23 protein-coding genes are annotated in these 26528 nt (G+C 72.0%); 6 read left to right on the top strand and 17 right to left on the bottom strand.

Annotation, left to right across the window (positions count from 1 at the left end; genetic code table 11):
• Positions 1-26: 26 nt before the first annotated feature.
• Both ABZ721_RS02110 and ABZ721_RS02105 read left to right on the top strand, forming a co-directional pair.
• Positions 27-1214 (top strand): LCP family protein, encoded by a 1188-nt coding sequence (locus ABZ721_RS02110; protein WP_358786594.1) that lies wholly within the window; start codon positions 27-29, stop codon positions 1212-1214.
• A gap of 256 nt (positions 1215-1470) precedes the next feature.
• Positions 1471-2664: an acyltransferase gene (locus ABZ721_RS02105; RefSeq protein ID WP_358786593.1), complete on the top strand. Its 1194-nt coding sequence runs from the start codon at positions 1471-1473 to the stop codon at positions 2662-2664.
• Positions 2665-2751: 87 nt separating this feature from the next.
• On the opposite strand, the gene ABZ721_RS02100 is transcribed toward ABZ721_RS02105, so the two are convergent.
• A complete protein-coding gene (locus ABZ721_RS02100; RefSeq protein WP_358786592.1) occupies positions 2752-3927 on the bottom strand; it encodes an acyl-CoA dehydrogenase family protein in 1176 nt (391 codons plus the stop codon).
• A gap of 93 nt (positions 3928-4020) precedes the next feature.
• Positions 4021-5187: an LCP family protein gene (locus ABZ721_RS02095; protein ID WP_358786591.1), complete on the bottom strand. Its 1167-nt coding sequence runs from the start codon at positions 5185-5187 to the stop codon at positions 4021-4023.
• 174 nt (positions 5188-5361) lie between these two features.
• On the opposite strand from ABZ721_RS02095, the gene ABZ721_RS02090 reads away from it, so the two are divergent.
• Entirely contained in the window at positions 5362-6705 is a 1344-nt protein-coding gene (locus ABZ721_RS02090) for a UDP-glucose/GDP-mannose dehydrogenase family protein (protein WP_358786590.1), read from the top strand.
• A 57-nt stretch (positions 6706-6762) separates the two neighbouring features.
• Here the strand turns inward: ABZ721_RS02090 and ABZ721_RS02085 are convergent, their stop codons facing one another.
• Genes ABZ721_RS02085 through ABZ721_RS02075 form a run of 3 tightly spaced genes read right to left on the bottom strand, consistent with a single transcriptional unit; the run spans position 6763 to position 9624 of the window.
• Positions 6763-7947 (bottom strand): dipeptidase, encoded by a 1185-nt coding sequence (locus ABZ721_RS02085; protein WP_358786589.1) that lies wholly within the window; start codon positions 7945-7947, stop codon positions 6763-6765.
• 13 nt (positions 7948-7960) lie between these two features.
• Positions 7961-8488 (bottom strand): 5-(carboxyamino)imidazole ribonucleotide mutase, encoded by a 528-nt coding sequence (purE, locus tag ABZ721_RS02080; protein WP_358786588.1) that lies wholly within the window; start codon positions 8486-8488, stop codon positions 7961-7963.
• A complete protein-coding gene (locus ABZ721_RS02075) occupies positions 8485-9624 on the bottom strand; it encodes a 5-(carboxyamino)imidazole ribonucleotide synthase (RefSeq protein WP_358786587.1) in 1140 nt (379 codons plus the stop codon). Before ABZ721_RS02075 ends, purE begins: the two co-directional genes overlap by 4 nt.
• Positions 9625-9809: 185 nt before the next feature.
• On the opposite strand from ABZ721_RS02075, the gene ABZ721_RS02070 reads away from it, so the two are divergent.
• Positions 9810-10331 carry a GtrA family protein gene (locus ABZ721_RS02070; RefSeq protein ID WP_358786586.1) on the top strand — a complete coding sequence of 174 codons (522 nt, stop codon included), beginning with the start codon at positions 9810-9812 and terminating at the stop codon, positions 10329-10331.
• Between the two features lie 66 nt (positions 10332-10397).
• Here the strand turns inward: ABZ721_RS02070 and ABZ721_RS02065 are convergent, their stop codons facing one another.
• Both ABZ721_RS02065 and ABZ721_RS02060 read right to left on the bottom strand, forming a co-directional pair.
• Positions 10398-11681 carry an ATP-binding protein gene (locus ABZ721_RS02065; protein WP_358786585.1) on the bottom strand — a complete coding sequence of 428 codons (1284 nt, stop codon included), beginning with the start codon at positions 11679-11681 and terminating at the stop codon, positions 10398-10400.
• 23 nt (positions 11682-11704) lie between these two features.
• A complete protein-coding gene (locus tag ABZ721_RS02060) occupies positions 11705-12379 on the bottom strand; it encodes a response regulator transcription factor (RefSeq protein ID WP_138356121.1) in 675 nt (224 codons plus the stop codon).
• A 343-nt stretch (positions 12380-12722) separates the two neighbouring features.
• On the opposite strand from ABZ721_RS02060, the gene ABZ721_RS02055 reads away from it, so the two are divergent.
• A complete protein-coding gene (locus tag ABZ721_RS02055) occupies positions 12723-14252 on the top strand; it encodes an oligopeptide:H+ symporter (protein ID WP_358786584.1) in 1530 nt (509 codons plus the stop codon).
• Between the two features lie 102 nt (positions 14253-14354).
• Here the strand turns inward: ABZ721_RS02055 and ABZ721_RS02050 are convergent, their stop codons facing one another.
• The 7 genes from ABZ721_RS02050 to ABZ721_RS02020 all read right to left on the bottom strand — a co-directional run bounded on the left by ABZ721_RS02050 (position 14355) and on the right by ABZ721_RS02020 (position 21518).
• On the bottom strand, positions 14355-15779 hold the full coding sequence (locus ABZ721_RS02050; protein ID WP_358786583.1) for a hypothetical protein: 1425 nt from the start codon (positions 15777-15779) through the stop codon (positions 14355-14357).
• A complete protein-coding gene (locus ABZ721_RS02045) occupies positions 15776-16960 on the bottom strand; it encodes a hypothetical protein (RefSeq protein ID WP_358786650.1) in 1185 nt (394 codons plus the stop codon). Before ABZ721_RS02045 ends, ABZ721_RS02050 begins: the two co-directional genes overlap by 4 nt.
• Positions 16961-16965: 5 nt before the next feature.
• Positions 16966-18066: a DUF916 domain-containing protein gene (locus ABZ721_RS02040; protein ID WP_358786582.1), complete on the bottom strand. Its 1101-nt coding sequence runs from the start codon at positions 18064-18066 to the stop codon at positions 16966-16968.
• Between the two features lie 39 nt (positions 18067-18105).
• Entirely contained in the window at positions 18106-19365 is a 1260-nt protein-coding gene (locus ABZ721_RS02035) for a beta-xylosidase (protein WP_358786649.1), read from the bottom strand.
• 282 nt (positions 19366-19647) lie between these two features.
• On the bottom strand, positions 19648-20346 hold the full coding sequence (locus tag ABZ721_RS02030; RefSeq protein ID WP_358786581.1) for an LPXTG cell wall anchor domain-containing protein: 699 nt from the start codon (positions 20344-20346) through the stop codon (positions 19648-19650).
• Positions 20347-20540: 194 nt separating this feature from the next.
• Complete coding sequence (locus tag ABZ721_RS02025) at positions 20541-21026, bottom strand: ATP-binding protein (protein ID WP_358786580.1); 486 nt, start codon at positions 21024-21026, stop codon at positions 20541-20543.
• Between the two features lie 123 nt (positions 21027-21149).
• Positions 21150-21518: an STAS domain-containing protein gene (locus ABZ721_RS02020; protein ID WP_358786579.1), complete on the bottom strand. Its 369-nt coding sequence runs from the start codon at positions 21516-21518 to the stop codon at positions 21150-21152.
• 292 nt (positions 21519-21810) lie between these two features.
• On the opposite strand from ABZ721_RS02020, the gene ABZ721_RS02015 reads away from it, so the two are divergent.
• Entirely contained in the window at positions 21811-22701 is an 891-nt protein-coding gene (locus ABZ721_RS02015; RefSeq protein WP_358786578.1) for an RNA polymerase sigma factor SigF, read from the top strand.
• 94 nt (positions 22702-22795) lie between these two features.
• On the opposite strand, the gene hutI is transcribed toward ABZ721_RS02015, so the two are convergent.
• The 3 genes from hutI to ABZ721_RS02000 are packed head-to-tail and all read right to left on the bottom strand — an operon-like array spanning position 22796 to position 26525.
• Positions 22796-23980: an imidazolonepropionase gene (hutI, locus tag ABZ721_RS02010; protein ID WP_358786577.1), complete on the bottom strand. Its 1185-nt coding sequence runs from the start codon at positions 23978-23980 to the stop codon at positions 22796-22798.
• A gap of 26 nt (positions 23981-24006) precedes the next feature.
• Complete coding sequence (locus tag ABZ721_RS02005) at positions 24007-25344, bottom strand: formimidoylglutamate deiminase (protein ID WP_358786576.1); 1338 nt, start codon at positions 25342-25344, stop codon at positions 24007-24009.
• Positions 25335-26525: an allantoate amidohydrolase gene (locus ABZ721_RS02000; RefSeq protein WP_358786575.1), complete on the bottom strand. Its 1191-nt coding sequence runs from the start codon at positions 26523-26525 to the stop codon at positions 25335-25337. The genes ABZ721_RS02005 and ABZ721_RS02000 overlap by 10 nt, the downstream gene beginning before the upstream one ends.
• Positions 26526-26528 lie beyond the last annotated feature (3 nt).

Here is a 26528-nt window from a genome sequence, read left to right as displayed (position 1 = left end):
CGGCGTTCAGCGGGCACACTTTCCCCATGAGCGGATGGACCAACGAAGCAGAGCAGCGTCGCGGCGCGGAGCCGCCGCTGCCCCCCGAGCTGTCGCCGCGCCGCGCCGCGGCCGCCGCGGGCGGGGTACCCCCGCAGCCTTCGCACGGGGGCGGACCCGGTGGTGGCGGCTACGGCCCGCCCAGCACCGGCGGCGGTCGCGGACCGGGCTCCGGCCGCCGGCCGCGCAACCGGGCCCGCATCGTGAAGTTCACGTTGCTGGGTCTGGTCGTGGCGCTGCTGGTGGTCTCCGTCAGCACCTACTTCTGGGCCGACGGCAAGGTGCGCCGCGAGGTGGACCTCAGCAAGGTCGAGGACCGGCCGTCCGGCGGCAAGGGCACGAACTACCTCATCGTCGGCTCCGACAGCCGCGAGGGGCTGTCCAAGGAGCAGGAGCAGGACCTGCACACCGGCGCCGCCGAGGGCAAGCGCACCGACTCGATGATGGTGCTGCACGTCGGTGACAACGGGAACACCATGCTCAGCCTCCCGCGCGACTCGTACGTCACCATCCCGGCCTTCACCGGCCAGAAGTCCGGCAAGCGCTACCCCGCCGCCACCCACAAGCTCAACCGCGCCTACGCGGACGGCGGCCCGGAGCTGCTCACCCGGACCATCGAGTACAACACCGGCCTGCACATCGACCACTACGCCGAGATCGGCTTCTCCGGCTTCGTGAACCTGGTGGACGCGCTCGGCGGCGTCGACATGTGCCTCGACAAGCCGCTCAAGGACAAGGCGTCGGGCGCGGACTTCCCGGCCGGCTGCCAGACGCTGGACGGCAAGCAGGGCCTCGCCTTCGTCCGCCAGCGCCACCAGGAGGCCGACCAGGACCTGGGCCGGATGCGCAACCAGCAGAAGTTCCTCTCCTCGCTGGCCCACCAGGCGGCCTCGCCGGCCACCGTGCTGAACCCGTTCACGCTCTACCCGGTGATCAGCTCCGGCCTCGACACCCTCATCGTCGACAAGGACATGAGCCTGTGGAACATCACCTCGATGTTCTGGGCGATGAAGGGCGTGACCGGCGGCGACGGCAAGTCGATGACCGTCCCGATCTCCACGGCGAACCTGCCGACGCGCAGCGACGGCGTCGCGGTGAAGTGGGACCCGGCGAAGTCGAAGCAGCTCTTCTCCCAGCTGAAGAACGACGAGACGGTCACCGTCACCTCGAAGTGACGCGGCCCGGGGCGACCGGTTCAACAGGGCTGTCCCCACTCGTTTCTCTGTGTCCCCTTTGACAGTCATATCTAACTAACTTCACACTGACCTCTCAGGAATCGAACCAGTGGGGCGCCCTCCGGGAGACCGGAAGGCGCCCGCCGGTCTTTGATCAGCAGGCCGCGGCGTCGCACACCACGCACGGCGATCTCGATGGGATGTCATGGGAGCCGCACGAAGGCGCCGGGGTTCGTACCGTTGGTCGCGGGGGACGGTGGCCGAGCTCTTCTCCGGGCGGAACAACAGCCTGGGACTGCTGCGGCTGTTGCTCTCGGTCTCGGTCCTCGTCTCGCACTCCCTGATCCTGGGGTTCGGCTGGAAGGAACCCCTCGCGCGGTTCTCCCAGGGCCAGACCACCCTCGGCAACGTGGCCGTCTTCGGCTTCTTCGTCCTGTCCGGGATCCTGGTGACCCGCAGCGGCAACCGGCTGACGATCGGCCGGTTCGTCTGGCACCGCTCCCTGCGCCTGCTGCCTGGCCTGTGGGCCTGCCTGCTCGTCACCGCCCTTCTGGTGGCCCCCTTCCTGTTCTGGCGCCAGCACGGCGACCTGGAAGGCTTCTGGGGGCACCCGCACGGGCCGCTGCACTACCTCCACCGCAACTGGGGCGCGGGTTCGCGGGAGTACCCCATATCCGGCGTGATGGAGACGGCCAAGGCCCGCGGCCTGGCGTACAACACCTCCTTCAACGGGGCGCTGTGGTCCCTCAAGCTGGAGATCTTCTGCTACCTGGGCGTGGCCGTCCTGGTCCTGACCGGCTCGGTGCTGCGGTCGCGCCGCGTCGTGGTGGCCGTGGCCGTCCTGCTGGGCTGGCTGGTCCTCACCGACGCGCTGAAGCACCCGCTCCGGGACGGCGCCCCGCACGCGCCCCACGGCGGGAACCTGAACCTCCCGCTGCTGGGCGGCCTGAGCATGAACTGGCTGGTCTACCTCGGCCTCGCGTTCGCGATCGGCGCCCTGTTCGAGCTCTACAAGGAGTACGTGCCGGTCAGTGACCCGCTCGGGGCGCTCGCCGCCCTGGTCATGATCGGCACGATGCACTACGGCGCCTTCTACCCGCTCGGGGTCCCGGCCTTCGCCTACCTGCTGCTGTGGCTGGCGATCCGGCTGCCCGGGCCCTTCCAGCGGGTGGGCCGCAAGCACGACTACTCGTACGGCATCTACATATACGGCTTCGTGGTGGAGCAGGCGCTGGCCGCGCTCGGCGGCGCCCGCTGGGGCTTCGGCATCTACCTGGGCATCTCCATGGCCGGCACCCTGGTGGCGGCCATGCTCTCCTGGCACCTGGTGGAGCACCCGGCGCTGGGCCTGAAGGACGTGCGGTCCAAGCACCAGAAGCCGACGATCCCGGCTCAGGCGACGGCGGAGCGGCAGCCCGACGCGGCCGTCCTGGCGGGCGCGGACCGCTAGCGAACGGCGTACGCGAAAAGCCCCGGACGGGAATCCGTCCGGGGCTTTCGTGTGGCGACGTGCGGGGCGCTTCGTGCGCCGTGCGGGTTACTTCGGGAGGTTGCGCGCCATCACGATGCGCTGGACCTGGTTGGTGCCCTCGTAGATCTGGGTGATCTTGGCGTCGCGCATCATGCGCTCGACCGGGTAGTCGCGCGTGTAGCCGTAGCCGCCGAGCAGCTGGATGGCGTCGAGCGTGACCTCCATCGCGACGTCCGACGCGTAGCACTTGGCGGCGGCGCCGAAGAACGTCAGGTCCTCGTCCTTGGCACCGCCCGAGGTGCGCTCGGACTTGGCGGCGGCCGCGTACGTCAGCTGGCGGGCGGCCTCCAGCTTCATGGCCATGTCGGCCAGCATGAACTGCACGCCCTGGAACTCGGCGATGGCCTTGCCGAACTGCTTGCGCTCCTGGACGTACCCCTTGGCGTAGTCCAGCGCGCCCTGCGCGATGCCGATCGCCTGGGCGGCGATGGTGACGCGGGTGTGGTCGAGGGTCTTCATCGCGGTGGCGAATCCGGTGCCCTCGGCGCCGATCATGCGGTCGGCGGGGATGCGCACGTTGTCGAGGTAGACCTCGCGGGTCGGCGAGCCCTTGATGCCGAGCTTCTTCTCCGGGGCGCCGAAGGAGACGCCCGCGTCGGACTTCTCGACGACGAAGGCGCTGATGCCCTTGGAGCGCTTCTCGGGGTCGGTGACGGCCATCACCGTGTAGTACTCGCTGACGCCCGCGTTGGTGATCCAGCGCTTCACGCCGTTGAGGACGTAGAAGTCGCCGTCGCGCACCGCGCGGGTCTTCATGCCCGCCGCGTCGGAGCCCGCCTCGGGCTCGGACAGGGCGTACGAGAACATCGCGTCGCCCTTGGCCAGCGGGCCGAGGTACTTCGCCTTGAGCTCCTCGGAGCCGGACAGGATCACCGGGAGCGAGCCGAGCTTGTTCACGGCCGGGATGAGGGAGGACGACGCGCAGACGCGGGCCACCTCCTCGATCACGATCACGGTGGCCAGGGCGTCCGCGCCCGCGCCGCCGTACTCCTCGGGGACGTGCACGGCGTGCAGGTCCGCCGCGACGAGCGCGTCCAGGGCCTCCTGCGGGAAGCGGCCCTCCTCGTCGACCTCGGTCGCGAATGGAGCGATCTTCGCCTCGGCGAGCGAACGGACCGAGTCGCGGAGCATGTCGTGCTCCTCGGACGTCCGGTAGAGGTCGAAATCGGAAGAACCGGCCAAGGCTGTCTCACTCCCCGAGTGCTAACTACCGTTAAGTAACCCTACGATCGTAGGCCGGATCGGGCCGTTCGGCCCGTCCGGCGCACGTGAGCTTCACGACACCTTGCTACCCAGCTTGTCCAGGGTGTTCGACGCGACGTACTCCGCCATCGTGTCGTTGCGCAGGGCCTCCCACAGGGCCGCCGTGCCGTTGCCGTCGAGCAGGACGACCGACTGCCCCTTGATCATGTCGAAGCCGGCGACGGGCGCGTTCATGAACGCCATGTCCGAGGACCTGACGCTCTTCATGCCCCAGATCAGATCCCGCAGCTCGCCGTTGGAGAGCGAGTCGTCCACGCTCACCGAGTTCGTGACCTCGTCCAGCATCCGCTTCGCCGTGAGCGGGTTGCTCAGCGTGCCCCCCGACAGCACCTTGGCCAGCACCGCGCGCAGGAAGTTCTGCTGCCGGTGGGTGCGGTCCAGGTCGCCGCGCGGCAGGCCGTACCGCTCGCGCACGTAGTCGAGCGCCTCCTCGCCGTTCATGTGGTGGGAGCCGGCGTCCCACATCCCGGCGCCGTTGCGGCGCGAGACGGTCTTGTCGACGGTGATGTCCACCCCGCCGACGGCGTCGGTCAGCTTCTTGAAGCCGCTCCAGTCGACGACCGCGAGGTGGTCGATCCTCACCTTGGAGAGCCGCTGCACGGTGTCGATCAGCAGCGGGGGCCCGCCCCAGGAGAAGGCCGCGTTCAGCTTGGCGCTGCCGTGGCCGGGAATCGGCACCCAGGAGTCACGCGGCAGCGAGACCACGTACGCGTGCTTCCCGTCGGCCGGCAGGTGCACCAGCATCATCGTGTCGCTGCGCTGCGCACCCGGCTGCCACTCCGGCGCCTTCGCGCCCCTGCCGGTGGTCGGCAGGTCGGAGCGGGCGTCGATGCCGACCAGAAGAAACGTTTGTCCTCCCTTGCTGGGCGCGGGCTGCGCCTCAGCCGGCACGTTCGTCGGGAACGCGTTCGGGATCCGGTCGACGCGACCGGTGTAGTGCTCGTACGCGTACCAGCCCGTACCGACGACCAGCAGCGCACCGGTGCACAGCAGCACCACCGCGCCGAGCAGCACCCGTCGGGTCCTGCGCCGCCGCCGGACCCTGCGGGCCGCGTCGTCCCGCGGGCCGTCCGCCCCGGCGGGGATCAGTCCCCCGGCCTCGTCCGGCTCCGTCCCTGCTGCCTGCTGCCCGGCCCTCTCGTCCCGCGGCCCGGCCCCCTCGTCCTGCTGACCCGTCACGGACTCCTCCACCTCGGAGAGCCCTTCCTCGGGTCTCGGTACCGCATCTCCCCGGCCGGCTCGATCCACGGCCACCACCCCCTCGCGCTTTCCCCGCATTCTGTCCTTCCGACCTGCACATTGGCCATGGGCGGCCCTGGATTTCGCGCAACGGACGGCGACTATGCTCTTCGCATGCCTCTGAAGCTCACCGTCATCGGCACCGGTTACCTCGGCGCCACCCACGCTGCCGCCATGGCGGAGCTCGGTTTCGAGGTGCTGGGGCTGGACATCGACCCCCGCAAGATCGAGCTGCTGTCCGCCGGCAAGGTGCCGATGTACGAGCCCGGCCTCGAGGACCTGCTGGCCCGGCACGTGGCCGGCATCGAGGGGTCGACCGGCCGGCTGCGGTTCACCTCCTCCTGGGAGGAGGTCGCCGAGTTCGGCGACGTCCACTTCGTCTGCGTCAACACCCCGCAGAAGCACGGCGAGTACGCCTGCGACATGTCCTACGTGGACAGCGCCTTCGAGCTGCTCGCCCCGCACCTGCGGCGGCCCGCGCTCGTCGTCGGCAAGTCCACCGTGCCGGTCGGCAGCGCCGCCCGCCTCGCCGCCCGCCTCGCCGAGCTGGCGCCGGTCGGCGACGGCGCCGAGGTGGCCTGGAACCCCGAGTTCCTGCGCGAGGGCTTCGCCGTCCAGGACACCCTGCACCCGGACCGCGTCGTCGTCGGTGTCGCCAGCGCGCACGCCGAGAAGCTGCTGCGCGAGGTCTACGCGACGCCGGTGGCGGAGGGCACGCCGTTCGTCGTCGCCGACTACCCCACCGCCGAACTCGTCAAGACGGCCGCCAACGCCTTCCTGGCGACGAAGATCTCCTTCATCAACGCCATGGCCGAGGTGTGCGAGGCCGGAGACGGCGACGTCGTGAAGCTCGCCGAGGCGATCGGCCACGACGACCGGATCGGCCACAAGTTCCTGCGGGCCGGCATCGGCTTCGGCGGCGGCTGCCTGCCCAAGGACATCCGCGCGTTCATGGCCCGCGCCGGCGAACTCGGCGCCGACCAGGCGCTGACGTTCCTGCGCGAGGTCGACTCGATCAACATGCGGCGCCGCGGCCACATGGTCGAGCTCGCCCGCGAGGCGGTCGGCGGCAGCAGCTTCCTCGGCAAGCGGATCGCGGTGCTCGGCGCGGCCTTCAAGCCGGACTCCGACGACGTACGGGACTCGCCCGCGCTCAACGTGGCGGGCCAGATCCACCTCCAGGGCGGCCAGGTCACCGTCTACGACCCCAAGGGCATGGACAACGCCCGGCTGCTCTTCCCGACCCTCGGCTACGCGCCGACCGCGCTCGACGCGGTGCGCGGGGCGGACGTGGTCCTGCACCTCACCGAGTGGCGCGAGTTCCAGGAGCTGGACGCGGCGGCCCTGGGCGAGGTGGCCGCGACCCGCCACATCATCGACGGCCGCAACGCGCTCTCGCCCGAGCTGTGGCGCTCGGCGGGCTGGACGTTCCGCGCGATGGGCCGGCCCTCGGCGTAGTCCGAAGGTGCTCCCGGGGCCCGTACGGCCCCGGGACCGCGCGGCGTACCCCGCGGGTCAGCCGTCCAGCTCGGCGATCGTCGCCAGGGACGGCCCGCGCTGCTTGCGCGCCACCGAGGCGGCGGACTCCGCGTCCCGCAGCACGCGCACCGCGTTGCGCCACGTCAGCTTCGCGAGGTCCCCGTCCGACCAGCCCCGGCCGAGCAGTTCCGCGATGAGGTTCGGGTAGCCGGAGACGTCGTCGAGGCCCGACGGGGTGAACGCGGTGCCGTCGAAGTCGCCGCCGATGCCGATGTGGTCGACGCCGGCCACCTCGCGCAGGTGGTCGAGGTGGTCCGCGACGGTGGCGGCGGTCGCGACGGGGCGCGGGTTCGCCGCCTCGTAGGCGCGCTGGACGGCCATCCCCGCGGGCGTGGTGTCGAGGTGGTGCAGGCCGTGGGCCCGCATGTTCTCGTCGGCGGCCTGGGTCCAGGCGACCGCCTCGGTCAGGATGAACTTCGGGACGAAGGTGGCCATCGCGATGCCGCCGTTGGCGGGCAGCAGGGCCAGCACGTCGTCCGGGATGTTGCGCACGTGGTCGCAGACCGCCCGCGCGGACGAGTGCGAGAAGATCACCGGCGCCTCGCTGACGCGCAGCGCGTCCCGCATCGTGTCGGCGGAGACGTGCGAGAGGTCGACGAGCATGCCGCAGCGGTTCATCTCCCGCACGACCTCCTCGCCGAAGGCGGTGAGGCCGCCCGCGCGGCGCTCGTCGGTCGCCGAGTCCGCCCACGGCAGGTTGTCGTTGTGGGTGAGCGTCATGTAGCGGACGCCGAGCCGGTACAGGGCGCGCAGCGTCGCCAGCGAGCAGTTGATGCTGTGGCCGCCCTCGGCGCCCATGAGGGAGGCGATCCGGCCCTCGGCGCGGGCCGCCTCCATGTCGTCGGCGGTCAGCGCGAGCCGCAGGTCGCCCGCGTAGCGCTCCGTCATCCGGCGCACCACGTCGATCTGCTCCAGCGTCGCGGAGACGGCGTCGTCGCCGGCCAGGTCGCTGCGCACGTACACCGACCAGAACTGCGCGCCGACGCCGCCCGCGCGCAGCCGCGGGATGTCGGTGTGCAGCGTGGCGCTCTGGTCGACGGCGATGTCGAGCCGGTCGAGGTCGTAGCGGACCTGCTCGCGCAGCGCCCACGGCAGATCGTTGTGCCCGTCCACGACGGGGTGGGCGGCGAGCAGTTCCGTGGCGCGGGCGATCAGGTCCATCGGGTCTCCTTGGTCACTTGCCGAACCCGAAGCCTGCCGCACCCTGGACCTTCGCGCGCAGCCGCTTCCCCTTGTCGGTGGCCTGCTCGTTCAGCTCCTCCTGGAAGTGCCTCATCCTGCCCAGCAGTTCGGGGTCGTGCGCGGCCAGGATGCGGACGGCGAGGAGTCCGGCGTTGCGCGCGCCCGCGACGGACACCGTGGCGACCGGCACGCCGGCCGGCATCTGGACGATGGACAGCAGCGAGTCCATCCCGTCGAGGTACTTCAGCGGCACGGGCACGCCGATGACCGGCAGCGGGGTGACGGAGGCGAGCATGCCGGGCAGGTGGGCGGCGCCGCCCGCGCCCGCGATGATCGCCTTGATGCCGCGGCCGTCGGCCTGCTCGCCGTAGGCGATCATCTCGCGCGGCATGCGGTGCGCGGAGACGACGTCGACCTCGTACGGGACCTCGAACTCGTCCAGCGCCTTGGCCGCTGCCTCCATGACGGGCCAGTCGGAGTCGGAGCCCATGACGATGCCGATGAGGGGGGAGGAGGTCATTCGGTGATCGTTCCTCGCAGGTAGTCGGCCGCGTGCCGGGCGCGCTCGCGCACGTCCGCCAGGTCGTCGCCGTAGGTGTTGACGTGGCCGACCTTGCGGCCGGGCTTCACGTCCTTGCCGTACATGTGGATCTTGAGCTGCGGGTCCCGGGCCATGCAGTGCAGGTACGCGGAGTACATGTCGGGGAAGTCGCCGCCGAGGACGTTGCTCATGACGGTCCACTTCGCCCGGGGGCGCGGGTCGCCGAGCGGCAGGTCCAGCACGGCGCGCACGTGGTTGGCGAACTGGGAGGTGATCGCGCCGTCCTGCGTCCAGTGGCCGCTGTTGTGCGGGCGCATCGCCAGCTCGTTGACGAGGATCCGGCCGTCCCGGGTCTCGAACAGCTCGACCGCGAGGTGCCCGACGACGCCCAGCTCGGCGGCGATGGTCAGCGCGAGCTGCTGGGCCTGCGCCGACAGCTCGGCGTCGAGGTCCGGCGCGGGGGCGATGACGGTGTCGCACACCCCGTTGACCTGCACGGATTCCACGACGGGGTAGGCGACGGCCTGGCCGTGCGGGGAGCGCACGACATTGGCGGCCAGCTCCCGTACGAAGTCGACCTTCTCCTCGGCGAGCACCGGGACGCCGGCCAGGAACGGGTCCGCTGCCCCGTCCTCGTCGCGCACGACCCACACGCCCTTGCCGTCGTACCCGCCGACCACGGTCTTGAGGATGACGGGGAAGCCGTCGCCCTCCGCCGCGAACCGCGCCACGTCCGCCGGGTCGGCGACGATCCGGTGCCGCGGGCAGGGCACGCCGATGGCACTGAGCTTCGCCCGCATGATGCCCTTGTCATGGGCGTGCTGCAGGGCGTCGGGGCCCGGCCGGACGGCGATGCCGTCGGCCTCCAGGGCCCGCAGGTGCTCGGTCGGGACGTGCTCGTGATCGAACGTGATCACGTCGCAGCCCTGCGCGAAGGCCCGCAGCGTCGCCAGATCGCGGTAGTCGCCGACGACGACGTCGCCCACCACCTGCGCCGCGGAGTCCTGCGCGGTGTCGCTGAGGAGTTTGAACCTGATGCCGAGCGGGATGCCCGCTTCGTGGGTCATACGGGCGAGCTGGCCGCCGCCGACCATGCCGACTACCGGGAATGTCACGTTCCCCAGGATATCGGCCGTGCGGACCCCCGAATGACGCCACCCACGGGCAGCCTCTCCGCCCGTGCGGTTAGCATGAATAGCCGGTACGACTGGAGCACCAGCGACACCACGGACCCCGGACGGGTCAGGAGAGCCACTCACCGGACGAGCCATCCACCGACAGACAGGGCCGAGCGGACATCATGAGCGGACGCCAGACCGTGCAGTCGCGACTGGGCTCGCTCTACCGCGAGGTCGCCAAATTCGGCGCTGTCGGCGGCGCGGGCGTCCTGGTGAACGTCGGCGTCTTCAACCTGGTGCGGCACAGCACGGGCCTGCAGACGGTCCGGGCGAGCATCATCGCCACCGCCGTATCGATTCTCTTCAACTACGTCGGCTTCCGGTACTTCACCTACCGCGACCGCGACCGGAGCAGCCGCTCGAAGGAGCTGGGCCTGTTCCTGGGCTTCAGCGCCATCGGCCTGGTCATCGAGAACGCGGTCCTCTACGTGGCGACGTACGGGTTCGGCTGGGACAGCCAGCTGCAGAGCAACTTCTTCAAGTTCGCCGGCATCGGGGTGGCCACCCTGTTCCGCTTCTGGTCCTACCGGACCTGGGTTTTCAAAGCCCTGCCGGCTCGTGAGCTGGCAGAGCAGGCAGAGTCGATCCTGGCCGAGGCGGACGCGGACCCCGACGCCGCACCGCACAGCCGCGCCGCCCAGTAGGGTCCACGCCGCCCCCCGGCAGAGCCTGCGTGACGCCCGGCAGGGCGCACGTGCCGCCCGCAGCGCTCACCTGACGTCGCCGGTGTCCTCGCCGGCCCGCCGCGGCTCCGCCGACAGGCCCTCCTGGGCCAGGAACAGCGCGAAGACCGGCGGCCGCTGCTGGAGCAGCTCCAGCCGCCCGCCGTCCGCCTCCGCCAGGTCCCGGGCCACGGCCAGCCCCAGTCCGGTGGAGTTGCGGCCGCTGACCGTCCGCTCGAAGACCCGGGCGCCCAGGTCGGGCGGTACGCCCGGCCCGTCGTCCGTGACCTCCACCACGGCCTGGTTGCCGGTGACCCGGGTGTGCAGGCCGACCGTGCCGGCGCCGTGCATGAGCGAGTTCTCGATGAGCGTGGCCAGCACCTGGGAGACGGCGCCGGGGGTGCCGACGGCCCGCAGGCCCTGGGTGCCGGAGCGGGTGATGGTGCGCCCCTCGCTCTGCGAGGCCGGGCGCCACTCCTCCATCTGCTGCTTGATCACGTCGTCCAGGTCGAAGTCGACCGCGGAGCCGGAGCGCGGGTCGCGGGCGTTGGTCAGCAGCCGCTGCACCACGTCGGTGAGCCGCTCGACCTGGCCCAGCGCGATCGTCGCCTCCTCCTTGACGGCGTCCTCGTCGTCCGCCGTGGCGACGATCTCCTCCAGCCGCATCGACAGCGCCGTCAGGGGCGTGCGCAGCTGGTGCGAGGCGTCGGCGGCGAGCCGCCGCTCCGCGGTGAGCATCCGGCCGATCCGCTCGGCGCTCGCGTCCAGCACGTCGGCGATCCGGTCCAGCTCCGGCACCCCGTAGCGGCGGTGCCGGGGGCGCGGGTCGCCGGAGCCGAGCCGCTCGGCGGTCTCGGCCAGGTCGGTGAGCGGGCTGCCGAGCCGGCGGGCCTGCCGCACCGCGAGGATCACGGCCGCCAGCACCGCCAGCAGCGCGACGGCCAGGATGACCAGCAGGGTCCTGCCGATCTCCTGGCTGATCTTGGAACGGGACTCCTCGACGACCACGGTCGTGCCGTCGTCGCCCCGCTGGGTGGAGCTGATCACCCGGCCGGAGGGCCGCTTCCCGATCTCGATGGGCTCGCTGCCCGGGATCTTCACGACGGCGAACCGGTCGGCGGCCACCTGCTGGGCCAGCGAGCCGGTGTCGACCTTCTCGCCGCCGGCCCGCCGGCTGTCCACGCTGCCGGCCAGCCGGACCGCCTCGGAGTCGACGCTTTCCTGCGCGCTGGCCTCGATCGTGCGGGTCTCGACGATGACGAGCGAGATGCCGAAGACCGCGATGACGACGAGGACGACAGCGAGCGTGGAGGAGATCAGTCGGCGGCGCATGGGTGAAGCGTGTCAGCCTTCGGCTAGTTCTTCTCGAACCGGAACCCGACACCGCGCACGGTGGAGATGTACCGGGGCGCGGTCGCGTCGTCGCCGAGCTTCTTGCGCAGCCAGCTGATGTGCATGTCGAGGGTCTTGGTCGACGACCACCACGTGGTGTCCCAGACCTCGCGCATCAGCTGCTCGCGGGTGACGACCCGGCCCGCGTCGCGCACCAGGACGCGCAGCAGGTCGAACTCCTTCGCGGTGAGCTGCAGCTCGTCGTCGCCCATCCACGCCCGGTGCGACTCGACGTCGATCCGCACCCCGTGGGTGGAGGGCTGCGGCGCGTCGGTGGTGCCGCGGCGCAGCAGCGCGCGGACGCGCGCGAGCAGTTCGGCGAGCCGGAACGGCTTGGTGACGTAGTCGTCGGCGCCCGCGTCCAGGCCGACCACCGTGTCGACCTCGTCGGCGCGGGCGGTGAGCACCAGCACGGGGAAGGTGTGCCCCTCCGTACGGATCCTGCGGCATACGTCGAGGCCGTCCATCCCGGGCAGCCCCAGGTCGAGCACCACCAGGTCGACGGCTCCCAACAGGGCGGCTTCGAGCGCGGTGGGCCCGTCCTCACGCACTTCGACCTCGTACCCCTCGCGGCGCAGGGCGCGCGCGAGGGGTTCCGAGATGGATGCGTCGTCCTCGGCAAGAAGTACGCGGGTCATGGGCTGATGGTAGTCCGCGCGGACAGGGGCCGAGGTGGCGGTGCCAACACCCTTGTGAGGTAGCTCTCAAGACGCCCTATACCACGTGTGGCGCTGCCATAAAGTAATGAATCGCCCGTAGCAGCACCGAGGGCCCGTACGCGCGCAACCCGCGCCGAAGGCCCCTTCTGTGACGGGGCCGGTACAAACCGGCATCGAGTGATTGACCTGACGGCCGGGTCCGCCGCGCGTACGCGCGGCGGGCGTGGATCCCGGCGCGCCCCCATAGCGCGCCGGTGCCGGCCACCCCCACCGGGCGCGCGGTTGAGTTCCGTCGCGCGTCCCGAGCGAACAAGGATCGACCATGGCGTCCAGCCTGACGAAGGACCCCACCCCGCAGGGGACCCCTGCTCCGGGTGGCCCGACCTTCTTCGGCCACCCCCGCGGCCTGGCCACTCTCTTCATGACCGAGATGTGGGAGCGCTTCAGCTTCTACGGCATGCGGGCCCTGCTCCCCCTGTACCTGATCGCCGGCGGACCCGGCGCGGAGAAGGGTTCCCAGGGCGGCGGGCTCGCGATGAACGCGGCCACGGCCACGGCCATCTACTCCATCTACCTCGCGATGGTGTACCTGCTCGCGATGCCGGGCGGCTGGTTCGGCGACCGCGTCTGGGGGCCCCGCAAGACGGTCGCCATCGCCGCCGGCATCATCATGGTGGGCCACCTGACGCTGGCCGTTCCCGGCGAGGCGATGTTCTTCGTCGGCCTGGGACTGGTCGCGCTCGGTTCCGGGCTCCTCAAGGCGAACATCTCGACGATGGTCGGCCACCTCTACGACGGGCCGAACGACCCGCGCAGGGACGGCGGCTTCACCGTCTTCTACATGGGCATCAACATCGGGGCCTTCGCCGCCCCGCTCATCATCGGCACCATCGGCCAGAACTACAGCTGGCACCTGGGCTTCGCCCTCGCCGCCGTCGGCATGGCGCTGGGCCTGGTCCAGTTCCTGCTGGGCACCCGCCACCTGAGCGAGCGCAGCAGCGTCGTCCCGAAGCCGCTGACGGTCCAGGAGCGCAACTCCACCCTGCGCAAGGGCCTGATGTGGCTGATCGCCGCCACCGTCTTCTACGGCGTGGTCGGCTTCACCGGCCACTACACGCTCAACTGGGCGCTGGTGCCGATCACCGTGATCGGCCTGGTCATCCCGATCGGCGTCCTGGTGCGCATCAAGCGCGACAAGGAGCTGTCGACCGCCGAGCAGTCCAAGATGAGCGGCTACATCTGGTTCTTCGTCGCCGCCGCCGTCTTCTGGATGATCTACGACCAGGGCGGATCGACGATGTCGATCTTCGGCGAGACGAAGACGCGGGGCTCGGTCTTCGGCATCGACTTCCCGTCCTCGTGGTTCCAGTCCGTGAACCCGCTGTTCGTCATGGCGCTGGCCCCGGTCATCGCCTGGGGCTGGCTCTGGCTCGCGAAGCGGAACCGCGAACCGAGCACCACGGTGAAGTTCGCCATGGGCCTGTTCCTGATCGGTGCCTCGTTCGTCGTCTTCGTGATCCCGATGGGCCTGGCCTCGGACGGCACGAAGGTCAGCCCGATGTGGCTGGTCATGATCTACATGATCCAGACCATCGGTGAGCTGTGCCTCTCGCCGGTCGGCCTCTCGGTCACCACCAAGATGGCCCCCGCCAAGTACGGCAGCCAGATGATGGGTGTGTGGTTCCTCGCCGTCACCGCGGGCGACTGCACCACCAGCCTGCTCTCCATCGCCGGCGTCGATCTGAACGGCCGCGGCATGGTCGGCCTGGAAGCGGCGCTCGCCATCCTCGCCGGCGTCGCCATCTGGATGTACCGCAAGAAGGTCGTCGCGCTGATGGGCGACGTCCGCTGACGTCCCCTCCCGCGCACGCGTGACGAGGCCCCGGTGACCGTGTCCACGGTCACCGGGGCCTCGTGCGTGCGGTGTGCGTCATGCGGTGTGCGTCGTGCGGTGTCAGCGGCGCAGCCTGCGCCACGGGGTGAAGGTGAAGACAGCGCCGCCGAGGAGGATGACGGTGCCGGCGACGAGCCCCAGGGCGCGCAGCGAGCCGTTGTTGTCCGCGCCGGTCTGGGCGAGGCCGCCGCTGCTGGTGGTCGCGCTGTTGGCGGCCCCGCCGTCGGTGCCGCCGCTGTCGGATCCCTTCGCCGTGATGTCGAGCGTCAGCGACGCGGCGACGGCGCCGGTCGGCGTGCAGGTCGCGACGGGGGTGCCGCCCTGGGCGAGCTGGACGGCCAGGGCGCCCGGGTGCAGCGTGACCTTTCCGGTCTTGCGCGGGGAGTAGACGCCGGTCAGCGGATCGAGGGTGACCGGGTCGTTCTGGGCGAACGCCTTGCTGTTGGGCGGCGCCTTGACCTGCGCCGTACCGCTGTCGGCACCCGCCACCTTGACGGCCATGGTCGCGGTGATGAAGTTCTTGGGGAGGGGTGCGGGGGTCTTCATGACCGAGCCGAGGAAGCGCACGGTGAGGGCGTAGCCGGCACTGCTCTTGGTGGCGTCGACGACGGCCTGGCCGGTCGGCTTGCCGAACGACCCGCAGTCGAAGGTGACGGAGACGGGCGTGCCCTTGTGCACGGTCCCGTTGGGCTCACCACCGCCACCCGTCGTCCCGCCGGAGGTGGTTCCACCGGCGGTCGTCCCGCCGGAGGTCGTACCCCCGGACGTCGTTCCACCGGAGGTCGTACCCCCGGACGTGGTCCCGCCGGACGTGGTGCCGCCCGAGGTGGTCCCGCCGGACGTCGTTCCGCCCGTCGTGCCCCCGGACGTCGTACCGCCCGAGGTCGTGCCACCCGACGTCGTCCCGCCGGTGGTGCCGCTGCCCGTCACCTTGATCGTGACCGCGACCGGAACGGCGCCGGTCGGCGCGCACGCCGTGTCCGTCGACATGATGTAGTTCGCGTTGATGTTGTACGCGCCGGGCGAGAGGGTCACGTCGCCCGCGGCGGTCAGCTTGAGCTTGCCCTTCATGTCGGACAGCACCATCGGGCTGTTCTTCGGGATCGCCGGATTGGTCCGGGTCCCGGTGACGGCCAGCGACCCGGTCTGCGCACCGCCGATCGTCACCTTGCCGGTGGGCAGCACCGAGTTGGCGGGCAGGTCCGCGACGCCCGGGTTCTGCGACGCGGCCTGCACCGTCTTCCACGTCACGTCGATCGTGTCGCCGACCTTCGCGGTCGCGGGCGCGGTGATGTCCGCCTTGGTCGTCCCGTTGACGTCCGGCAGGTTGGCGATCTTCGGCGGTATGCACTTGGTCGCGAAAGAGGACACGGCGGCGTGCGCGGGTGCCGCGATCAGCAGCACCGAGCCGCCGCCGAGCATGAGCGCGACACCGGCCGCGGTGGCGGCCCCGCTCCGCCGCCGTCGCGATAGTCGATTCGTCACGTGCTTCCCTTCGAAGATGGACGGTCGGTACTCGGTGCGGACGTCGGTGGGGGCTCCTCTGCGGCGGCCGGAGCCGGCAGGGTGCCCTGGGTGAACCAGGGCAGCGCGCCGGTGTCGTCCGGGGGCCGGGAGCCGGGAGGGTGCCCGCCGTCGGGCTGCGACCCGGACGGGCGGGCCGGCGCTGCGCGCCGGGGTGGTGGCAGGTGGAGCAGTGCGGCGGGCCGCCAGGGGGCCTTGCGGCGGCGGCCGGAGGCGTAGATCGTGCCGGGCAGCCGGGGCCTCGCCCGGTCCACGACGGCCATCCCGATCCGGAAGACCGCGGCGGGCACGACGACGCAGAGCAGGATCCAGAAGAGCGTCACGCCCCAGGGCCGGCCGACGTCCCACGGCTCGGTGACGAGCACCTTGCCGCCGTACCTCAGCTGCACGCGGTAGTCGCCGTGCGCTCCCGAGGCCAGCTCGACGGGCAGCTTGATCTGCTGCTTCCGGCCCGCCGGCACGGTGCCGCTCCACTGCTGCTCCTCCCACTGCGGGGCGAAGACGCCGTGCGAGACGCCGACCTGGAACACCGGGTCCTTGACCGGCCCGGAGCCGAGGTTGCCGACGGTGAAGACCAGCCGGCGCTGCGGCGGGGAGCCGAACCAGGTGAGCAGTCCGCCGCCGCCCTCCAGCCGGGCGGTGAGCACCGCGAGCCGCCCGGAGCCGGACTGCTGCGGCAGGTCGGCGACCGGGTGCCCGGTGACGGTGAAGGGCGCGTCGACGGTGACGGAGTCGCCCATCACGGTCGCGACGTGGACGACGCAGGGACAGGGCTTGGGCGGTGCCGCGGCCGGCAGTTTCTGGGTGAAGCCGCCCTTGGCGTCGGTGGTGACGGCGCGGCCCGACGCGTTGGAGCAGGAGTTGGTGCCGCCGATCGCGTTCTGCCCGCAGACCAGGAGGGTGAGCAGGGTGGCCGGCTTCCAGCCCCGGCCGGTGACGGTGATCTCGGCGCCGGGCTTGGCCTCCGGCGGCGCCAGCGCCACCGCGGGTTTCTCGTCGGCGCCCGGGGCCCGTACGGCCGCCGGGCTCAGGAGCGCCTCCGGGGCCGCCGCCTGCGACGGCTGCGCGGTGAGCGCGGAGAGGGCGAGCAGCGCCGTGGCGAGCACGGCGGCCGCCACCGCCCGGACCGAATCCCTGTGCATGGTGCTCACGCCTGTACGCCCCTGCTTCCCACGCTCGTCCCGCCCGTCACACCGACCGCCGCCCCTGCTGTCCCGCTTCCGGGTGCGTACTCCTCGGCCTCGTCCTCGTCCTCCACCGGCCGCGGCCGGTTCCTGCGGTGCCTGACGAGGAGCCAGGCGGCAGCCAGCGCCAGTCCGGCGAGCAGGATCCCGGCGGCGAGCCAGGGCACGGCGAGGAACGACGCGGCGGCGGTCTCGTTGAGCTCGCCCCGGTCGGTGGTGACGGTCAGCCGCACGCTCACCCGGTCGAACTGCGGCGCCCCGGCCCACTGCTCGGTCAGGCGGACCTGTTGCCCCGGCAGCAGTTCCAGTGGCAGGCCCTTGGCCTGCCGGTCCAGCAGGGTGCCGCCGAACAGCCCGGTGGCCTTGACCCGCAGCCGCGGCAGCAGGGAGACGTTGCCGCGGTTGACCAGGGTGTAGTGGATGGTCGCGCCGCTCTTCCCGGTGCCGGGCAGCCAGGGCTGGCCGTGGTCGACGCGGACGTTCTCGATGGAGAGCGCGGGCAGGCTGGGGCCGCTCACCCGCAGGTAGATCCGGGCCCCGACGGCCCGCCGGACGCCGACCGCCACGCTGCCCTTCGTCCGGTCCACCTCGGTGTTGAGGGCGACGATCGCGCCGGGGTGGTCGCCGGGCGTGGCCGTGTCGGGGACGGTGAGGGTGAACGGGATGTCGGCGCGGGTCCTGGGCGGGACGGTCAGGCTGCCCTGGGCGAGCTTCACCCAGGTGCCGACGTCCTTGCTGACCTCTTCCGGGCCGCGTACGGCGAAGCCGCCGTCGCGCGGGGTGTTGTACGCGTCGGCGCCGTAGACCTTGAACCGCATCGGCGCGTCCGAGAGGTTGGAGACCGAGACCTTGTCCTTGAGGGTGGTCCCCGGGCCCGCCTCCAGCGTGAAGAACTGGCGTTCCTGGCTGGTGCTCGTCCGGTCCGCGGCCCCGCCCGCCGGGGCGGGGAAGACCGACCAGCGCCCGTTGTCCGCCGCGCCGGCCGGTCCTGCCGCGGGACCGAGGCCGATGCCGAGCAACGCGGCGACCGTCAGCAGCACTGCGCACGCCTTGGCCCTCGACATGTCTGGCATCTCCCTCGGTCCGAGTTAACTGACTGTGCGTCAGGTAAGGGTCAGGGTCAATACTCCGGAATAGGTTCCTGGCGCCGAGTAGGCCGGAACGTTCAGCGACAGACCCGCGTCGGCGGTGAACTCACCGCCGGTCACGGTCCCGTTGGGCGTCGTGGCCAGCGTGGCCGCGGTGCCCACGGCGCCGGGCGAGCCCGCCGCGCAGACGCTGGGGCTGCCGGCCTTGGTGGCGCAGGCCGGGGTCCAGCTGAGCTTGTCGGCGCCGATGACGGTGCCTCCCGGGCCCTTGAAGTCGGTGACCGAGCCGGTCAGCGACCAGCCCGCGGCGCCGCCGCGGAAGTCCTTGACGGTGACCGTCCGCAGGGCGCCCGTCGAGGAGCCGCCCTCACCGAAGTTCACCGGGGTCATCTCCACGGTGTCGCCGGCCTGCGTCATGGAGAGCGTCCCGGCGGTGACCGAGGCGTTGAGCTTCTGGCTGCCCGGCGGGATGGGGGTGTTGTCGTTGACCTTGTACGCGATCGGGCCCGCCGCGGTGGCCGGGTCGTAGCTCGCGCCCTCGAAGGCCACGATGCCGGTGGTCGCGAGGTCGTTGACGACGAGCGAGGCGGTGAAGCCGCCCTGCGCGTCGGCGGTCGCCGAGGTCATGTCGGCCGTCGGGTTGGACCCGGCGACGGCCAGGACCGTGACGGCGGCACCCGCGGTGAAGTGCCCGCCGGTGACGGCGACCGCGGTACCCGGGTCGCCCTGGGCCGAGCCCAGTGCCAGCGTGCGCGGGTTGGGGGTGGTCGCCGGGCTCGCGGTGACGGTCTCGGAGACCGGCGCGGGCGGGGTGATGACCGTACAGACGGTGTCCAGCTCCAGGATGTAGCTGGTGTGGATGGTGTAGTCGCCGGGCGACAGGGTGATGGCGCCGGGGGCGGTGACCACGAAGGTGCCGGTCATGACCAGCGCCGGGAAGGCGCCCTTGCCCGGGATCGGCGGGTTGCTCTTGGGCCCGGTCACGGCGACCGCACCGGTCTGGGCGCCGCCGAGCGCGACGCTGGCGCGGGGCGTGACGACATCGGCGGGCAGCGCGATGTCCGTCGGGTTGCTGGCGGCCGCCTTGGTGAGCGTGTAGGTGACGGTGACGGTGTCGCCGACCTTCGGATTCGTCGGCACGGCCGTCACGGTCGCGTTGGACACACCGTCGATGGGCGGCAGCCCGACCACGGCGGGCGGGATGCAGTGCGTGTCGAAGTCCACGGCCGTCGCCGCCTGGGCGGGCGCCGCGAGGACGGCACCACCCCCCACCATGAGTGCGGCGGCCCCGAGCACGGCGGCCAGTCTCCGTCCGCGTCTGACGGATCTTCGCGCGTGAGCGATCATCTTGTCCCCTTGATCACGGTCCGGGCGCAGCGTCCCTTTTCTCTGCGCCGACGCTGGACATTGGGACCCGGTGGCCAGAAGAAGTCAATGGAGGCGGGCGACCAGATTTGACTGACCGTCAGATACGATGGAGACCCAGGTCGGAGGCGTTTTGGCAGCGGACATGCCGAGCCGCGGCACCGGCACGTTCGCCGGTGCCACGGGTCCGGGTCAGCGGGTCCGAGCGGCTCTGCGGGTGAGCCAGAGCACGCCGGCGACACCGGCGAGCAGTACCGTGCCGCCGAAGGTGCCCAGCGCCACCGCGCTGTCGGCCGGACCGGTCTGCGGCAGGGTGTCGGCCCCCGACGGGGCCGTGGCTCCGCCGCTGCCGCCCGCCGCCGTGACGTCCAGCGACAGCGAGGGCTTGGGGCTGTTGGTGGCGTTGCAGGTCGTCACCGTGCCGAGCGCCTTGATGGTGAGCACCCCGGCCGTGAAGGTGACCTTGCCCGACTTCTTGGGCGTGTACGTTCCCGTCAGGTCGTTGATCTTGATCGGGGTGTTGGCGGGGATCGCGGCGTCGTTCGGGGCGCCGGCGACCGACACCGTACCGGGGTCCGCCCCGCCGACCTTGATCGTCGCGCTGGGGTTCATCGCCCCCTTGCCGAGCTCGATCGGGCTGGAGGAGACCCCCTTCTTGAAAGTCATCGTGAGTCTGTAGCCGGAGCCGGACGGGACGCTCGTGATGTCGATGGGCGACACCGCGTCCTTCTTGCCGATCGGCGACTGACAGCTGTAGGCGACGTCCACCGTCTCGGCGTGTGCGGCCGGGGCGACCAGTAGCGCCGCACCCGCCGCCGTCACCGTCGCGAGGGCCAGCACTCCCCCGCGGGCGGCCGCTCTGCCGCGGACGCTGCTCCTGACGTTCTGCATAGGCTCTGCTCCCTTCCGCCACCAGTTACTGACGGCACATCAGATTCGGCGGCCGACAGTACGCCCGGGATCTTGGAGAGGGAAGAGACAATGCCTGCCCGCGGCCCGGCCCACGAAAAAACGCCGGACCGCCTGCGTACCGCAGGGTTCCGGCGTTTCAGCGTTGGTGGCGGCCGCGGCCGCTTCGAGCGGGCTCAGGCGTCGGCGGGCGCCGCCAGCTCGGCCCAGACGGTCTTGCCCGGCCGCTCGGGGTGGCGCGTGACGCCCCAGTCCGAACAGAGGCGCTGCACGATGAACATGCCGTGCCCGCCGGGCCGGCCCGCGCGGTGCGGGACCCGGGGCGTCGGCTCGCCGTCGCCGCTGTCGGCGACTTCCAGCCGCAGCGTCTTCGGGGTGTGGACCAGTCGCAGCTCGTCGGGGCCGTTCGCGTGCAGGCACGCGTTGGTGACCAGCTCCGAGACGACGAGCAGCACGTCCTCGGCCGCGGCCCGGTGCTCGGGAGTGGAGGCGGGCAGCCATCCCCAGGCCTGCAGCGCCTCGCGAGTGAAATCGCGGGCGCGCGGCACGATGGCACTCTCCCCCAGGAGCCGCAGAACGCGCGCGGTGCCGGCTTCGGGCTCGACGAAATCGCCCGGGTCCGAACCGCGGTCGTCCGCCGCGTGGGGCCGAGTGGTGCTCATCGACGCCTCACCTCACCGATGTCCGACAGTTTCAGGAGTCTCCTGCCCGACGAATTCCCGAGGACACCTCGGAACCTCTACGAAACAGGGTGGAGTGGGAGATCGCCACCGGCGACGCTTCCGTCACTCCTGCAATGCCTCGTCCACAGTGGCGTGGACGGTGAACACGGCCTCGGCGCCCGTGATCTCGAACACACGCGCGACTACCGGCAGCATACCCGCCAGATGTACCTTTCCACCCGCCGCCTCGGCCTTCAGCCGGGCGCCGAGCAGCACGTTCAGCCCGGTGGAGTCACAGAAGTCCAACTCCGAGCAGTCCACCACGAGCTTGGTGCAGCCCGCGGCGACGCAGGCTTCGAGCGGCTCGCTGAGCAGCTCGGCCGTGTGGTGGTCCAATTCGCCCGCAGGCGTGACAACGGCGTACGTGCCGTGCTGCCGCACGTCCACGTGCAACCGGTCCCGGCCGGCTGTCCCGACCATCCCGCGGTCCATGTGCGCTCCTCTGGAATCTTGGGTCATGCGCACACCGAACCCTACGCGCATCGCGAATCGCGCGGAAGCCATGGCTTGGCTGCCCGGCGGACGCCCCTTGAGTGCCTGCCGCCTGCCCCTCCAGGGCCGCGGTAATCGCGTTTCGAACCGATGACCGAAAATTTGCGCTAGTAGCTCGAAACGCGGTAGGGCTTGAACAACAGCTATCGACAAACGGCCGCCTCGGAGGCGCAGCACACCGTACAAGAGGCATGGCACCGGCAGCCTGATGCCGCAACCGAGGGAGGAGAGCATGACACCCCGGCCTGACGCGATCACCGCGACGAAGACCCGCCCGTTCACAGGCTCGGACCAGGAACACCTGGACGAGCCGGAGGGCCTGGAGGGCCTCCCCGAGATACCCCCGTTCGACACGGTGGGGCCGGTGGACGCACGCGCCCTGTCCAAGACTCTGTTCCTGCGCCTGGAGACGCTGGACGAGGGCACCTACGAGTACTCCTACGTCCGCAACACCCTCGTGGAGCTCAATCTCGCCCTGGTCCGCTTCGCGGCCGCCCGGTTCCGCACCCGCAGCGAGCCGATGGAGGACATCATCCAGGTCGGCACGGTCGGCCTGATCAAGGCGATCGACCGCTTCGAGCTGAGCCGCGGGGTGGAGTTCCCCACGTTCGCGATGCCGACGATCATCGGCGAGATCAAGCGCTTCTTCCGCGACACCAGCTGGTCCGTGCGGGTCCCGCGCCGGCTGCAGGAGCTGCGGCTCGACCTGGCCAAGGCCGGCGACGAGCTCGCCCAGCAGCTGGACCGCTCGCCGAAGGTGGCCGAGCTGGCCGCCAGGCTCGGGATCAGCGAGGAAGAGGTCATCGAGGGCATGGCCGCGAGCAACGCGTACACCGCGAGCTCGCTGGACGCCCAGGCCGACGAGGACGACTCCGAGGGCGCGCTGAGCGACCGCATCGGCTACGAGGACACCGACCTCGAGGGCATCGAGTACATCGAGTCCCTGCGCCCGCTGATCGCCGAGCTCCCGGTGCGCGACCGCAAGATCCTCTCGCTGCGCTTCACCGGCAACCTCACCCAGTCGGAGATCGGCGAGGAGCTGGGCATCTCGCAGATGCACGTCTCCCGGCTGCTCTCCCGCACCCTGGCGCGCCTGCGCCGCGGGCTGCTCGTCGAGGAGTGAGCCGTCGGTGTGCCCCGTCGGGGAGTGAGCCTCGGTGTGCCCCATCGAGGAGTGAACCGTCGCGGCGGCCGGGCCCGCGGTGCCGGGCCGCCGCTCAGAGCGCGGGCACCCCGTCCTGCCACACACGGCTGACCAGCGGCACGCCGGGCCGGTAGGCCAGGTGGACATGGCTGGGGGCGTCGAGCAGCGTCAGATCGGCTCGTGCCCCCGGCGTGACCCTTCCCACGTCGTCCCTGCGCAGCGCCCGCGCGCCGCCGAGCGTGGCGGCCGCGACCGCCTCGTCCGGCGTCATGCGCATGTCGCGCACGGCGACGGCGATGCAGAACGGCATCGAGCTGGTGAAGCTCGACCCCGGGTTGCAGTCCGTCGACAGCGCCACCGCCGCGCCCGCGTCGATCAGCCGGCGGGCGTCGGGGTACGCGGCCCGGGTGGAGAACTCGGCGCCGGGCAGCAGCGTCGCGACGGTCGTGCCCCCGCAGGACGCCAGCGCGTCGACGTCCGCGTCCGTCAGGTGCGTGCAGTGGTCGGCGGACGCCGCCCCCAGCTCCACGGCCAGCAGCACGCCGGGCCCGTAGGTCAGCTGGTTGGCGTGCACCCGCGGGATCAGCCCGGCGCGCGCGCCCGCGGTGAGGATCGCCCGCGCCTGGTCGCCGTCGAACGCGCCCTTCTCGCAGAACACGTCCACCCAGCGGGCGTGCGGCGCGCAGGCCTGGAGCATGGGCCCGGTGACCAGGTCCACGTAGCCGGCCGGGTCGTCCGCGTACTCCGGCGCGACGATGTGCGCCCCCAGGTACGTGGTCTCCGGGGTGTGCGCCGCGGCGATCCGCAGGCTGCGCGCCTCGTCGTCCGGGGTCAGCCCGTAGCCGGACTTCGTCTCGATGGTCGTGGTGCCCTGCCGCCGCGCCTCGGCGACGTAGCGGGCCACGTTGGCGTCCAGCTCGGCGTCGGTGGCGGCCCGGGTGGCGGCGACCGTGGTCCTGATGCCGCCCGCGGAGTACGGCGTGCCGGACATCCGGGCGTTGAACTCCGCGGTCCGGTCGCCGCCGAAGACCAGGTGCGAGTGCGAGTCGACGAACCCGGGCAGCACCGCCCGCCCCCGCGCGTCGAAGACCTCGTCCGCGGCGGGGGCCCGGTCGGCCGGGCCGACCCAGGCGATCCGGCCCTCCGCCATGACGACCGCCGCGTCGGTGAGCAGGCCGAGCGGCCCGGCACCGAGGGACGGGTCGTTGGTGACCAGGCTGCCGATGTTGGTGATGACGGTGGTGGCGGTGGTGGGCATCGCGGTCCTTCTTCTGGTGCGGAGGGTCAGGAGCGCCGAAGGCGGGCGATGGCCCCGGCCATCGCCGCCGGGACGTCCGGCACCAGCTGGTGCGCGCCGTCCCGCACGATGTGCCGGCCGCCCACCACCGTGTGCCGCACATCGGCGGCGGTGGCGGCGAAGACGGCCGTCTCGGCGGCCAGCCGCGGCAGCGTCCCCGCGGTGCGGACCGAGTCCAGGGCCACGGTGGTGAAGTCGGCGAGCGCGCCGGCCTCCAGCTGTCCGGCGTCCGGCCAGCCCAGCGAGGCGTGGCCGTCGGCGGTGGCCGCGCGCAGCAGCTGGGCCGCGGTCCAGTGCCCGCGGGTGCGGGTGCGCAGCCGCTCGTCGAGCTCCAGGGCGCGGGCCTCTTCGAGCAGGTCGATGACGGCGTGGCTGTCGCTGCCCAGCGACAGCGGGCTCCCCGCCCGCTGCACGTCGCGCGCCGGGCCGATGCCGTCGGCGAGGTCGCGCTCGGTGGTGGGGCACATGCAGACGACGGTGCCGCTGCCGCCGAGCAGCCGGATGTCCTCGCCGGTGAGGTGGGTGGCGTGCACGGCGGAGGTGCGGGGGCCCAGCGCCCCGTGGTCCGCGAGGAGCGCGGTCGGCGTGCGGCCGTGGGCGCGCAGGCAGGCCTCGTTCTCGGCCGGCTGCTCCGACAGGTGGACGTGCAGCGGCGCCTGCCGGGCCGCCGCCCACTCCGCGGCCCGGACGATGCCGACCGGCGGCACGGCGCGCACGGAGTGGACGGCCGCGCCGATCCTGGCGTGGTCGCGGTCCTTGAGGGCGTCCGCGCGCTCCGCCCAGGCGTCGGGGCCCGCGTCCGCGAAGCGCACCTGGTGCCGGTCGGGCGGCGCGCCGAACCCGGACGAGAAGTAGGCCGTGTCGAGGAGCGTGATCCGGATGCCCGCCTCGCCCGCGGCGGCGATCAGGGCCTCCCCCATGGCGTTGGGGTCGTCGTACGACGTGCCGCCGGGGGCGTGGTGCAGGTAGTGGAACTCACCGACGCAGGTGACGCCGGCCAGCGCCATCTCCGCGTACACCGCCCGCGCGAGCGCGTAGTAGGTGTCCGGGTCGAGTTCCGCCGCGATCGAGTACATGATCTCGCGCCAGGTCCAGAAGGTGCCGGACCCGACCTGGACGGTGCCGCGCAGCGCCCGGTGGAAGGCGTGCGAGTGGGCGTTGGCCAGCCCCGGCAGGGTGAAGCCCCGCAGGGCCACGGCGCCGGGCGGCGGGGTGCCGACGCCGGTCCTGACGGCGGTGATCCGCCCGTCGGCCGTGTCGAGGGCCACGCCCGGCTCCACGGTCCCGTTGAGCCAGGCGTGTTCCGTCCAGTACGTCAGCTGCACGCGAGACCTTCCAGTACGTCGGCGAGCGCGGTCACCCCGGCGAGGCAGTCGTCCTCGGCGGCGGTCTCGGCGGGTGAGTGCGAGACGCCGGTGGGGTTGCGTACGAACAGCATGGCGGTCGGGGCGCTCGCCGACAGGATCCCGGCGTCGTGTCCCGCGCCGGTCGGCAGCACCGGGGCGGTGCCGCCGAGCAGCTTGGCGACCTCGTCGCGCAGCGCGTGCTGGAACTCCACGACCGGGGTGAACGACTCGCGGGTGACGCGGACGTCGACGCCGTCGCGGCCCGCGCGCTCGGCGGCGGCCGCCTCGATCCCGGCCACCACCCGGTCCAGCGTCTCCTGGTCGGCGGCGCGTGAGTCGAGCCAGCCGCGCACCAGCGAGGCGATGGCGTTGACGCCGTTGGGCTCGACGCTCACCTTGCCGAAGGTGGCCAGCGCCCCGGCGGCCCGCGCCTCCCGGCGGGCGGCCAGCACCGTTTCGGCGTAGCTGAGCATCGGGTCGCGGCGGTCCTCCAGACGGGTGGTGCCCGCGTGGTTGGCCTCGCCGTGGAAGTCGAACCGCCAGCGGCCGTGCGGCCAGATGGCGGACGCGATGCCGACGGCGTCGCCGCTCAGGTCCAGCGCCCGGCCCTGCTCGACGTGCAGCTCCACGAAGGCGCCGATGCGGGCGAGCCGCTCCGGGTCCGGGCCGATGGCGGCCGGGTCGTAGCCGGCCCGCTCCATGGCCTGGGGCAGGGAAACGCCGTCCGCGTCCCGCAGTTCGTACGCCTTGTCCTTCGTCAGCTGTCCGGCGGCGAGCCGCGAGCCGACGCAGGCGAGCCCGAAGCGGGCGCCCTCCTCGTCACCGAAGTTGACGACGGCCAGCGGCCGGTCGAACGCCGCGCCGCGCTCGCGCAGCTCGTCGAGTGCCGCGAAGGACGAGACGACGCCGAGCGGGCCGTCGAAGGCGCCGCCGTCCGGCACGGAGTCCAGGTGCGAGCCCGTGACGACCGCGCCGCCCGCGGCGGGGTCGCCCAGCCAGGCCCACTGGTTGCCGTTGCGGTCGACCTCGTACGTCAGCCCGCGGGTCTCGGCCTGCGCGCGGAACCACGCCCGGCACTCCAGGTCGGCGCCGCTCCAGGCGTAGCGGCGGTATCCGCCGGAGACGGAGCTGCGGCCGATGGGCAGCAGCTCCGTCCACATGCT

Origin of the sequence: Streptomyces sp. NPDC006733 (assembly GCF_040636125.1) — a bacterium.
Lineage (GTDB): Bacteria > Actinomycetota > Actinomycetes > Streptomycetales > Streptomycetaceae > Actinacidiphila.
Note: the sequence above shows the minus strand (reverse complement) of the source record. Positions and strands in the feature narration are given on the sequence as shown.